We start from the raw sequence: 11,525 nt of genomic DNA on the forward strand, positions 1-11,525 counted from the left end.
GCGGCCACGCCAGTGCGAATGCCCTTGCGGGCGGCGTACACCGCAGCTGCGGCACCTGCAGGGCCACCGCCGACGATGAGCACGTCATACGCATCCTTGGCGCTGAGCTTGGCGGCTTCGCGGGCGGCAGAGCCGGTGTCGAGCTTGGCAGCGATTTCTTCCAGCGACATGCGGCCCGAGCCGAAGACCTGACCGTTGAGGAACACCATGGGCACAGCCATGATTTCGCGCTGGGTCACTTCTTCCTGGAAGGCGCCGCCTTCGATCACCGTGGTCTTGATCTTGGGATTGAGGATGGCCATGAGCGACAGGGCCTGCACCACGTCCGGGCAGTTGTGGCAGGTCAGGCTCATGTAGACCTCAAAGTTGAAGTCGCCGTCCAGTGCCTTGACCTGGTCGATCACATCCTGCTCGACCTTGGGTGGGTGGCCGCCCGTCCACAGCAGGGCCAGCACCAGCGAGGTGAACTCGTGGCCCAGGGGCAGGCCGGCAAAACGCAGGCTGTTGGTGGCGCCTACGCGCTGCAGGCTGAACGAGGGCTTGCGGGCGTCGTTGCCATCGGTGCGCAGGGTGATCTTGTCGCTGCGCAGGGACTGGATGGTTTCGAGCAGCTCGCGCATGTCGCGGGCGGTTTCGCTGTCGTCCAGAGAAGCCACCAGTTCAAACGGCTGCTGTACGCGTTCCAGGTAGGCAGAGAGTTGCGATTTGAGTTGGTCGTCGAGCATGGTGGCTTCCTAAAAATTCGAGTTGTGGTCTTGTAGGTTTAAGGGCTTCAGGCGATTCATTCAAGCCTGATGGCCAAAATCCGGGCGAAAAAAAGCCGGACGGCATGGCGCAAGCACCATGGCGCTGTCCGGCTTTGGGGAGCACGCCGGTTGCGGCGTGCTCAGCCGATGCGTCAAGCGGCTTAGATCTTGCCGACCAGATCCAGCGAAGGAGTCAGGGTCTTGGCGCCTTCCTTCCACTTGGCGGGGCACACTTGGCCAGGGTTGGCGGCGGTGAACTGAGCAGCCTTGAGCTTGCGCAGGGTTTCCGACACGTCGCGGGCGATTTCGTTGGAGTGCACTTCCATGGTCTTGATCACGCCATCGGGGTTGATCACGAAGGTGCCGCGCAGTGCCAGGCCTTCTTCAGGAATGTGCACGCCGAAAGCGTTGGTCAGCTGGTGGGTTGGGTCGCCCACCAGAGGGAACTTGGCCTTGCCCACGGCAGGAGATGTCTCGTGCCACACCTTGTGCGCGAAGTGGGTGTCGGTGGTCACGATGTAGACCTCGGCACCAGCGGCCTGGAAGGCAGCGTAGTTGTCAGCGGCGTCTTCGATTTCTGTGGGGCAGTTGAAGGTGAACGCTGCTGGCATGAAGATCAGCACAGACCACTTGCCCTTCAGGCTTTCTTCCGTCACGGTGATGAATTCACCCTTGCCGTTGCGGTTCACAAAAGCTTCGGTCTTGAAAGGCTGGACTTGCGTATTGATCAGGGACATTGCTGTTTCCTTTAAGGGTTGGTTGACAGAACAGACTGAAGTCTAGGCTTTTTGGTGCAATGCATCCAATTAATTGATTTGATTGAATCAATTGCCAATGACTATTCTATGACACGCCATCCGGGCGCCGAGGGGCACTCTACCCCTTTCCCTTGGCATGGGGCTCCGGCGGGGCTACTCGCGCAGGGGCTTGGCTTGTCAGACACCGGGGCACCCTCCACAATCGCACGTCGACAACCCACAAGGAGGCCCCATGAAAGGCGACCCACAAGTCATCGCGCACCTGCAAGCGCAACTGAAGAACGAACTCACCGCCATCAACCAGTACTTCCTGCACTACCGCATGCTCAAGCACTGGGGCTTCGACAAGCTGGCCAAGAAGGAATACGAAGAATCCATCGGCGAGATGAAGCACGCGGACTGGCTGATGGACCGCATCTTCATGCTCGACGGCCTGCCCAACCTGCAAGACCTGGGCAAGCTGCAAGTGGGCGAGGATGTGCCAGAAATCCTGGCCTGCGACCTGCGCTCGGAACAAGGCGCCCAAGCCACCATCAAGGAAGGCATGGCCCACTGCGAAAGCGTGCGCGACTATGTCTCGCGCGACCTGCTGCAAAAGATTCTGGACGACACCGAAGAGCACATCGACTTTCTGGAAACCCAGATCGACCTCATCGAAAAGGTGGGTCTGCCGAACTACCTCCAGTCCCAAATGGGGGATGCTGACTGAGGCGGTTGCCATCCTTCGGGGCGCGCGGCCAGCCGCCGTACGATGGAACGGGCCTGCGGGCCCGTTTTTTTCGTCTGCACCAGGCGGCCCGCTCACTCTCCACCCGCATCGGTTTGTTGCAACCTTGCGCCAACGCAAGCAGAACTTTACAAACAAAATAAGAATGCTTCTCAATAACTGTAGAATTCCGCGCTAGCAAGCCAGCACGAACGGGACCCCGCCGGGTGCAGCCAGCCTTTGGATCAACCCAGACTGGAGCCCCTGCCCATGCCTTGCCGCCGCCCCCTTTGCACCCACTTTCCGAGCCTCCCGGTGCAGCCATGAAAACGGCCCGAGTGGACTGGCGGTACCGCCTCACCATCTTGTCGCGCACCCTGGCCGCTGCGTTGGGGGGCTATGCACTGACGGCAGCGTTTGCCGGTGCGTTGTCCCTGGCGCCGGCCCAGGCCATGCCCCGGGTGGATGCCGTGCTCACCGCCCCCATGCTGGCCTGGCTGGTCTACGTCGCCGCGGTGGCCTGGGTGTTTTATGCACGCACCAGCTGGGGTGCCTGGCTGGGCATGCTGGCACCCGCCGCCGTGATGGGCGCCATGGCCATGGCGCCGCGCTGGCTGGGGGCTGCGGCATGAGCACGATGCCCACCACTGAGAGCGCCCTGCCCGCACAGGCAAGGGCCAAGACCCCAACCAAGACCCCCAACGACCGCGAAGGCTTTCGCCAGGCCATGTCCTGGCTGCACACCTGGGCGGGGCTGGTGCTGGGCTGGCTGCTGTTTGCCATCTTCCTCACGGGCACGCTGTCGTTCTTCCGAAACGAGCTGAACCTGTGGACGCACCCCGAGCTGCACGGCTTGCCCACCACCGCAGCAGGCACAGAGACCAACACCGCTGAAAAAGCCCTGGCTGCGCTGCACCGCAAAGTGCCAGACGTAACCCAGTGGATCATCCACCTGCCCGACGAGCGCGACCCGGCAGTGAATGTGCTGTGGCGCGGCAGTGGCAATGGCCGCTTTGAAACCCTGCGCATGAACCCGCAAACGGGCGAGCCAGTGGACATCCGCCAGTCCATGGGCGGCGACTTCTTCTACCGCTTTCACTTCGAGCTGCGCACCGCGCAAAAGGGCCGCTGGACGCTGGAAGGCCGCTGGGTGGTGGGCGTGGCCACGCTGCTCATGTTCATGGCCCTGCTCACCGGGGTGGTCACGCACCGGCGCATCTTCAAGGACTTCTTCACCTTCCGCCCCGGCAAGGGCGGCCAGCGGGCCTGGCTGGATGCACACAACATCTCGGGCGTGCTGGTGCTGCCGTTTTACTTGATGATCACCTTCAGCGGGTTGATGATCTTCCACTCGATGTACCTGCCCAGCGGCATCGCCACAGCGTATGCCGGGGCGGATGGCAAGGTGGACTCGAACACCTACTTTGCCGACCTGCAAGGCGACCAGCCCGAGCGCCGGGCCCGGCGCGAGCCAGGCGCCAAGGTCGAGCCCCTGCCGCTGATCCCTGTGGCCACCATCCTCACTGCCGCACAAAAGCACTGGGACGGCGGCCGCATCGGCTCCATCCAGGCGCGACGCGATGCCAAAGGCAAACCGGTGGTGGAAGTCACCCGCCACGAGGGCGACCGCCTGCAATACCGCCCGCCCCGCCTGCTGTTTGATGCCACCACCGCACAACCCGTGGGCGAGCTCAACCCCACCAGCCCCGCCGTCACCACCTACGGCGTGCTGTACGGGCTGCACATGGCACGCTTCGCCAGCCCCGGCCTGCGCTGGGCGTTGTTCGGTTTTGGGCTGCTGGGCTGCTTGATGATCGCCACCGGCATGGTGCTGTGGTCCGTCAAGCGCAGCGCGCAGGCCCAGCGCAAGGTTGCCACCCAGGCCACCCCGGCCCCGCAACGACTGCCGCTGGGCGAGCGCCTGGTGGCAGGACTGAACATCGGCACCCTGGCGGGCCTGCCGCTGGCTTGCGCGGTGTTTTTGGCGGCCAACCGGCTGCTGCCGCTGGAACTGCCCCAGCGTGCAGACACCGAGCTGGCCTGCTTCTTTGCCACCTGGGCCCTGGCCCTGGTGTGGGGCCTGCTGTGCCCCAGCCGCCTGGGCTGGACGGCAGTGTTGGCCCTGGCTGCTGCGGCATGGGCCCTGCTGCCCGTGCTCAATGCCCTGACCACCTCCACCCACCTGGGCGCCACGCTGCCTGCGGGCGACTGGACCTGGGCGGCGCTGGACCTGGCCTTCCTGGCCGCGGGCGCCGTGCTGGGTGCGGTGGCGTGGCACCTGCATCGCCGCAGCCCCGCCCCTACAACCCCTGCCAAGCGCGCGGCCCGCACCCACGCAGTGGCGCCCCAAGCCCCCACACCGGCAGCACACTCCGTGCCCAACGCGGCCTCGGAAATCACCGCAGGAACCTGAAGCCATGTCCGCCTTTCTGTTTTGCTTTGCCGCCTGGCTGGCCATGGCCCTGGGCATGGACAAACACCACGAAGACGCCTTGGGCCACGAGGCTTCCCCCGAGCGCCTGCGCCATCTGCGCAGCGCGGGCTGGGTGATCTTGCTGGCATCGCTGTGGCTGGCCACGCGCACACCGGCCGGCGTGCCAGCCTCCTTGGGCGTCACGGCATGGGCTGTGGCCCTGTCGGTGGCTGCCGTGGCCGCCACCGCGGCCCTTACCTGGTTGCCCCAGCGCGCTCCGCCGCTGGGCGCCGCTTCGCTGGCAGCAGGGCTGCTGGCGTACGTCAGCAGCCTCTAGCCCGGCGGGCTCCGCCCCCCAGCAAACGCTCTTTTGATGCGGCGCCGCCGTGCGCAGGCAGACGCCTGCGCGGCTGTGCAACGCCCCTGTGTTTTTTCGCTCTCGTTTCAGGAACCACTATGCATTCATCTTCCATGCCCCGTGTGCGGCACCCTGCGCCCCTGGCCCACACCCTCAGCCCCCTGGCGGCCGCCGTGTTGCTGCTGGCCTGTGGCAACGCCCTGGCCCAGGGCACGCCAGCCGACACCAGCGCCCCCAAGGCACTGGGCGAAGTCACCATCAAGGCCGCGCCGCAAGGCGACAGCTACACGCCCACGGCCACCTCTACCGCCACCAAAGGCAGTGCACCCCTGCGCGATGTGCCGCAGGCCGTGAACGTGGTGCCCGCCCAGTTGCTGCGCGACCAGGGCGCCCGTTCGATGGAAGACGCGCTGCGCAACGTGCCCGGTGTGGCCATGAGCCATGGCGACGGCCAGCGTGACCAAGTGGTGATTCGCGGCTTCACCGCCATTGCTGACCAGTTTGTGGACGGCGTGCGCGACGATGCGCTGTACTTCCGCGACCTGGCCGACATTGAGCGCATCGAAGTCCTCAAAGGCCCGGCAGCCGTGCTGTATGGGCGCGGGTCTTCGGGCGGCCTCATCAACCGCATCACCAAGAAGCCGCAGTTTGGCGAAACCTCTGGCGAAGCCTCGGTGGGCGTGGGCAGCTACGCCTGGCGCCGCGCCACGGCCGACCTGAACGTGGGCATCAGCGATACGGCGGCCTTTCGCCTCAATGCCGCCGTGGAAGACTCTGACAGCTACCGCGACCAGCAGTTTGTGAAGCGCCACAACTTCGCCCCATCCCTGGCCCTCAAGCTCGCTGCGCAAACCGACCTGCTGCTGCAATACACCCACGCCCGCGACAAGCGCCTGACGGACTTTGGCATCCCGGCCCTGAACGGCCGCCCGGTGAACGTGGCGGCTGGCACCTACTACGGCTCCAGCAACGCCGCGCAGGACGACACCACCACCAGCGCCATGCAGTCGTTCACCGCCACGCTCAACCACCGTTTCAACGACGACTGGTCCGTGCGCAACGTGACCCGCGTCTACGACTACGCACTTGACCGCTACAACACCCTGTCCAGCGGCACCACCGACCCGGTCACCATGACCGTGGGGCGATCACGCGCCTTCATCCTGCGCGACGAAAAGGGCGTGTTCAACCAGACCGACGTGACCTGGCGCAACCAGCTCGGCGGGCTCAAGCAAGAGTGGCTGATGGGCATGGAACTGGGCCAGCAGAAGAAGCGCTCCGAATCCGTCTCGGGCGGGGCCGACCGGGTGTCCATCCTCAACCCCAGCGCCGCTGCGCCCGTGATTCCTGCGGCCAACTACAACGCCGACAACGCCATCCCCAGCCACACCACGCAAGACACCGCCGCGCTGTATTGGCAAAACCAGATCACCCTCGCCCCGCAGTGGAAGGCACTGATTGGAGCGCGGTATGACGTATACGGGCAAGAAACGCGCTACGACCGCAAGCTCGCCACCCTCTCGCGCACCGACAAAAAATTCAGCCCCCGCGCCGGGCTGGTGTGGCAGCCCAGCGATACCGTTTCGTACTACGTGTCGTACAGCAAGTCGTTCCAGCCATCGGCCGAGGCGTTTGCCTTGTCCGCCAACAACACGGCGGCCGCACCGGAAATCACCCAGAACCAGGAGATTGGCGTGAAGCTGGACCTGCTGGGCGGCAAGCTGAGCGTGACGGGTGCCCTGTTCAACCTGGAGCGCACCAACATCAAGAACACCGACCCGGCCAACCCATCGCGCCAGATCAACGTGGGCACGCAGCGCACCAACGGCTTTGAGCTGACCGCCAGCGGCCGCCTGCCTGGCCGCTGGGACGTGAGCGCGGGCTACGCCTACCTGGACGGGCGCACCACCAAGTCGCTGGCCACCACCAGCTCGTCGCAACTGCCTGTGGTGGCCGTGCCTGCCCTGGGCAAGGTGCCCTCGCTCACTCCGCGCAACAGCGCCTCGGTGTGGGTGATGAAAGACCTGGGCCAGGGCCTGCGCCTGGGCGGCGGCGTGAGCCATGTGGGCGAGCGCTTCACATCCCTCACCAACCTCGTCACCCTGCCCGCCTACACCACGTTCGACGCTGCCCTGCAGGTCGCGTTGGGCGAGTGGGACCTGGACGTGAACGTGAAGAACCTCACCAACCGCAAGCACTATGTATCGGCCCACGGCAGCAACGACAACCTGATCCTGCCGGGCTCGCCCCGCGCCGTGCAGGTCACGCTGCGCACGCACTTCTGAGCACCGTGCACCCACCGGCGTGCGCATGGCCTGCGCGCGCCACTTCAAGCTAAATTGGCCTGTAGCGCTTTATCCACAAGCGCCAGCAGCTTCTATTTTGATAGCAAATACCCAATGCAGTGGAGGAGACACCCCCTGCGCAGGCACCCGCTGGACCAGCTTGCACACCCTCCCGCCCCATAAGAGACGCACGCAGCGTTCTGGCAGCGGGCTTTTTTCCAACACCACCGCCTTCATCACCACATCAAATACAAACAATTCCTATTTGCAATGTAAAATTCAGGTTTTCTGCAAGCCACAGCCTCCCCTTTAGACCCGCTCTAAGGCTGCCGCCAGCACCCACCGTCTTTCGATGTTTTCGGGTTGTCTGGCTTGAACCACTCCTTCTTCACCGCTACTGACGCCGCCCTGGCCGCCCCGCACCGCGGGCTGGCCCTGCGGACGTGCGCCTGCGCAACCTGCTGACCCCCGCCCCCACACCATGCTGAGCCCCACCGCCCTTCGCCGCTGGAGCTGGACCCACAAGTGGTCCAGCCTGGTGTGCACCGTCTTCATGCTGCTGCTGTGCATCACCGGCCTGCCGCTGATCTTTCACCACGAAATCGGCCACCTGCTGGGCACCGAAGTCGAGGCGCCCGCCATGCCCGCCAACACGCCGCGCGCCAGCCTCGACCAGGTGCTGGCCACCGCGCAGGCGCTGCACCCGGACCGCGTGGTGCAGTTCGCATCGCCTGCCGAGGACGATGACAACGTGTGGTTCGTCACCCTCACGCCCACGCCAGCGCCCACCGATGATTTCCGCTCGGTGGCGGTGGATGCGCGCACAGCGCAGGTGCTGGCGCAGCCCCGGTTTGACGAGGGCTTCATGCATGTGATGTTCCGCCTGCATGTGGACCTGTTCGCAGGCCTGCCGGGCAAGCTGTTCCTGGGCTTCATGGGCTTGCTGCTGCTGGTGGCCATCGTCACCGGGGTGGTGCTGTATGCGCCCTTCATGCGCAAGCTGGCGTTTGGCGAGGTGCGGCGGGACCGCTCCACACGCGTGAAGTGGCTCGATCTGCACAACCTGCTGGGCATCGTCACGCTGGTGTGGGCGTTTGTGGTGGGCGGCACGGGCATGATCAACACGTGGGCCGACCTGCTCATCAAATACTGGCAGTACGACCAGCTCTCGCTGCTGCTCAAGCCGTATGAGGGCCAGCCCATCGTGCCCGCTGCCGAACGCGGGCCGCTGCAGCAGGCGCTGGAGGCTGCACAGGCCCAGGCGCCAGGCACCAAGCTGTCGTTCATTGCGTTCCCCGGCACGGCGTTCTCCAGCCCGCACCACAACACGTTTTTCATGCGCGGCAATGAGCCGCTCACCTCCAAGCTGCTCAAGCCAGTGCTGGTGGATGCGCGCACGGCGCAGGTCACCGCCGCGCCCCAGCTGCCCTGGTACCTGACGGCGCTGCTGGTGTCGCAGCCGCTGCACTTTGGCGACTACGGCGGCATGCCGATGAAGATCCTCTGGGCGCTGCTGGACATCGCCACCATCGTGGTGCTGGGCAGTGGGCTGTACCTGTGGCTGCGCAAGGGTGTGCAGGCGGCCAGCCCTTCAGTCCACGCGGCGGACAAGTCTGCTGGCGTTTTTGCAGGCGGCGCATTGCCTGCATCGGGCGCAGCGCGCTCCACCGAGGGGGCTGCATGAACAAGCACCGCCGTTTCTGGGCCCTGTGGGGCTGGCCCATCGTGATGGGCGTGCTCACCACCACCGGGCTGCTCACGGCCCTGGTGTCTGACACCTGGGGCGATTGGTGGTCGTGGGCAGCGCTGGGTGTGCCGGTGGCGGTGATGGGCTGGTACAGCTGGCCCCGCAGATCCGCAGCCACTGCACACGCCGTCCCACCCCCCACCAATCCATCCGGCACGTCCGGCGCATCTCCGCGCTGAGTTTCTTGTTTCCTTGATCGCATCCTCCATGCATTACCAACCGTCACCCTGCGCCGCCCCTCTGCTGCGCCCTGCGCTGTCTGCCACCCCCATTGCACTGGCTGCGGCCGCGATGGTGCTGGCCCTGGCCACACCCGCGCTGCATGCACAGCCCACCGCAGCCCCCACCGCGGCGGGCGAGGGCAAGGCCCTGTCCACCGTCACCGTCAACGCCAGTGCCGACGCATCGGCCCAAGGCCTGTCGCCCGCCTACCCCGGCGGCCAGGTGGCGCGCGGCGCGCGTGCGGGCATTCTGGGCACGCGCGATGCGATGGACACGCCGTTCTCCGCCATCAGCTACACCAACGAATTGATCCTGGACCGCCACGCCCGCAGCGTGGGCGATGTGCTGCAAAACGACCCCACCGTGCGCGTGGCACGTGGCTTTGGCAACTTCCAGGAGTCGTACTTCATCCGCGGCTTCCTGCTCGACTCGGACGACACCGCGTTCAACGGCCTGTACAGCCTGCTGCCCCGCCAGTACATCGCCACCGAACTGTTCGAGCGCGTGGAAGTGCTGCGCGGCGCATCGGCCTTTTTGAACGGTGCCAGCCCCGCAGGGGGCGGCATAGGCGGCAGCATCAACCTGCTGCCCAAGCGTGCGCCCAACGAGCCATTGAACCGCGTGAGCTTTGGCGTGGGCAGCGGCGGCAGCACCCAGCTGGCGGCAGACATTGCCCGCCGCTTTGGGCCGGATGGCAGCACCGGTGTGCGCCTGAACGCGGCCACCCACAGCGGCGGCACCGCCATCCACGACGAAGACGCCAAACTGGGCCTGCTGGCCGTGGGGCTGGACTGGCGCAGCCGCGATGTGCGGCTGTCGGGCGACATCGGCTGGCAGGACCACCAACTCAAGCGCACCCGCACCAACGTGACGCTGGGCGCCAATGTGACCAGCGTGCCCACGGTGCCCGACAACCAGAGCAACCACGCCCAGCCCTGGAGCTACTCGAACGAGCGCGACACGTTTGGCACCTTCCGTGGCGAATGGGACATCACGCCCGACGTGACGGCCTGGGCCGCGGCTGGCGCGCGCCGCAGCGAAGAGGCCAACTCGCTGGCCAACATCACCGTCAACAACGGCAGCACGGGCGCCGCCACCGCCTACCGCTTTGACAACACGCGCAAAGACAGCGTGAACACCGGCGAGCTGGGCGTGCGCGGCAAGCTGCAAACCGGCAGCGTGGGGCACGAATGGGTGGCCACTGCGTCGCTGTTCGACTTTGACAAGAAGAACGCCTACGCGATGGACTGGCGCAATACGCTGGCCACCAACCTGTACGGCCCTATGTCCACCAACCTGCCAGCGTTCAGCGGCACTACGCTGTACGGCGGTGACTTGGCGAACCCGCTGCGCACGGGCACCACGCGGCTGACGAGCTTTGCCGTGGGCGACACGCTCACGCTGCTGGACAAGCGCCTGCTGCTCACCGCTGGCGTGCGCCATCAAAAAATCGACATCGGCAATTACGCTTACGGCACGGCCGCGCTGACCAGCCGCTACGAGCAAAGCCGCACCAGCCCCCTGCTGGCGGCGGTGGTCAAGCTGGACAAGAGCGTGTCGCTGTACGCCAACTATGTCGAAGGCCTGAGCCAGGGCCAAACCGCCCCCAGCACCGCCACCAACCGGGGCGAGATGCTCAAGCCCTACGTGGCCAAGCAAAAGGAAGTGGGCGTGAAGTACGACGCGGGCCGCGTGGCGGGCAGCCTGGCCTTCTTCAGCACCGACAAGCCCCGGGCCTTTCTGAACAGCAGCAACCTCTTCGGCACCTACGGCAAAGACCGCCACCAGGGGCTGGAGCTGGCCGTGCAGGGCGAAGCAACCAAGGGCCTGCGCCTGCTGGGGGGCCTGACGTGGCTGGACGCCAAGCAACAGGCCACTGGTTCTGCCACCACCGACGGCAAGCGCGTGATTGGCGTGCCTGAAGTGCAGGCCAACATCGGCGCGGAATGGGACGTGCCCGGCGTGCGCGGCCTGGCTGTGGACGGCCGCCTGGTGCACACCGGGTCGAGCTACGCCAACGCGACCAACACGCTGAAGGTAGGCGGCTGGAACCGGCTGGACCTGGGCGTGCGCTACCTCACCGAAGTGCAGGGCAAGCTCGTCACCCTGCGCCTGCGCATCGACAACGTGGCCGACAAGAACTACTGGGCCTCGGTGGGTGGCTACCCCGGCTCGGGCTACCTGACGGTGAGCGCCCCGCGCACCGTAAGCCTGAGCGCCAGCGTGGACTTCTAATCTTACTGTGTCATAAAAGTAGTTTTTCACTCATGCTGATGCGGCCGCAGCAAGG

The 11,525-nt window shown here is 65.6% G+C and carries 10 protein-coding genes; 8 read left to right on the forward strand and 2 right to left on the reverse strand.

The genetic code is table 11. From position 1 onward, the window contains the following. Together AADJ04_RS15820 and ahpC are read right to left on the reverse strand one after the other, a co-directional pair. On the reverse strand, positions 1–725 hold a 725-nt coding region (locus AADJ04_RS15820; RefSeq protein ID WP_341240198.1), incomplete at its 3' end, for a thioredoxin family protein. A gap of 182 nt (positions 726–907) precedes the next feature. Further along, entirely contained in the window at positions 908–1,483 is a 576-nt protein-coding gene (gene ahpC / locus AADJ04_RS15825) for an alkyl hydroperoxide reductase subunit C (RefSeq protein WP_341240199.1), read from the reverse strand. A 253-nt stretch (positions 1,484–1,736) separates the two neighbouring features. On the opposite strand from ahpC, the gene bfr reads away from it, so the two are divergent. The 8 genes from bfr (at position 1,737) to AADJ04_RS15865 (ending at position 11,470) form a co-directional block, all read left to right on the forward strand. Further along, positions 1,737–2,213, forward strand: coding sequence for a bacterioferritin (bfr, locus tag AADJ04_RS15830; protein WP_044399895.1), 477 nt, complete (start codon positions 1,737–1,739; stop codon positions 2,211–2,213). A gap of 320 nt (positions 2,214–2,533) precedes the next feature. Beyond that, a complete protein-coding gene (locus AADJ04_RS15835; RefSeq protein WP_341240200.1) occupies positions 2,534–2,842 on the forward strand; it encodes a DUF3649 domain-containing protein in 309 nt (102 codons plus the stop codon). 5 nt (positions 2,843–2,847) lie between these two features. Further along, positions 2,848–4,623, forward strand: coding sequence for a PepSY-associated TM helix domain-containing protein (locus tag AADJ04_RS15840; protein WP_341240201.1), 1,776 nt, complete (start codon positions 2,848–2,850; stop codon positions 4,621–4,623). A gap of 4 nt (positions 4,624–4,627) precedes the next feature. Beyond that, complete coding sequence (locus tag AADJ04_RS15845; protein ID WP_341240202.1) at positions 4,628–4,960, forward strand: DUF3325 domain-containing protein; 333 nt, start codon at positions 4,628–4,630, stop codon at positions 4,958–4,960. Positions 4,961–5,079: 119 nt separating this feature from the next. Then, the gene (locus AADJ04_RS15850; protein ID WP_341240203.1) at positions 5,080–7,266 is read left to right on the forward strand and encodes a TonB-dependent siderophore receptor; all 2,187 of its coding nucleotides are present in this window, start codon (positions 5,080–5,082) and stop codon (positions 7,264–7,266) included. A 481-nt stretch (positions 7,267–7,747) separates the two neighbouring features. Next, positions 7,748–8,950, forward strand: coding sequence for a PepSY-associated TM helix domain-containing protein (locus tag AADJ04_RS15855; RefSeq protein WP_341240204.1), 1,203 nt, complete (start codon positions 7,748–7,750; stop codon positions 8,948–8,950). Beyond that, positions 8,947–9,192: a hypothetical protein gene (locus tag AADJ04_RS15860; RefSeq protein WP_142081636.1), complete on the forward strand. Its 246-nt coding sequence runs from the start codon at positions 8,947–8,949 to the stop codon at positions 9,190–9,192. The genes AADJ04_RS15855 and AADJ04_RS15860 overlap by 4 nt, the downstream gene beginning before the upstream one ends. A gap of 28 nt (positions 9,193–9,220) precedes the next feature. Next, on the forward strand, positions 9,221–11,470 hold the full coding sequence (locus AADJ04_RS15865; protein WP_341240205.1) for a TonB-dependent receptor: 2,250 nt from the start codon (positions 9,221–9,223) through the stop codon (positions 11,468–11,470). Positions 11,471–11,525: the final 55 nt, after the last annotated feature.

The organism is uncultured Acidovorax sp. (genome assembly GCF_964021665.1).
Lineage (GTDB): Bacteria > Pseudomonadota > Gammaproteobacteria > Burkholderiales > Burkholderiaceae_C > Acidovorax > Acidovorax temperans.

What these genes read in the sequence shown, in the direction of transcription:
- ahpC (WP_341240199.1), bottom strand. Translation starts at nt 1,483, where the DNA reads ATGTCCCTGATCAATACGCAAGTCCAGCCTTTCAAGACCGAAGCTTTT.
- bfr (WP_044399895.1), top strand. Translation starts at nt 1,737, where the DNA reads ATGAAAGGCGACCCACAAGTCATCGCGCACCTGCAAGCGCAACTGAAG.
- AADJ04_RS15835 (WP_341240200.1), top strand. Translation starts at nt 2,534, where the DNA reads ATGAAAACGGCCCGAGTGGACTGGCGGTACCGCCTCACCATCTTGTCG.
- AADJ04_RS15840 (WP_341240201.1), top strand. Translation starts at nt 2,848, where the DNA reads ATGCCCACCACTGAGAGCGCCCTGCCCGCACAGGCAAGGGCCAAGACC.
- AADJ04_RS15845 (WP_341240202.1), top strand. Translation starts at nt 4,628, where the DNA reads ATGTCCGCCTTTCTGTTTTGCTTTGCCGCCTGGCTGGCCATGGCCCTG.
- AADJ04_RS15850 (WP_341240203.1), top strand. Translation starts at nt 5,080, where the DNA reads ATGCATTCATCTTCCATGCCCCGTGTGCGGCACCCTGCGCCCCTGGCC.
- AADJ04_RS15855 (WP_341240204.1), top strand. Translation starts at nt 7,748, where the DNA reads ATGCTGAGCCCCACCGCCCTTCGCCGCTGGAGCTGGACCCACAAGTGG.
- AADJ04_RS15860 (WP_142081636.1), top strand. Translation starts at nt 8,947, where the DNA reads ATGAACAAGCACCGCCGTTTCTGGGCCCTGTGGGGCTGGCCCATCGTG.
- AADJ04_RS15865 (WP_341240205.1), top strand. Translation starts at nt 9,221, where the DNA reads ATGCATTACCAACCGTCACCCTGCGCCGCCCCTCTGCTGCGCCCTGCG.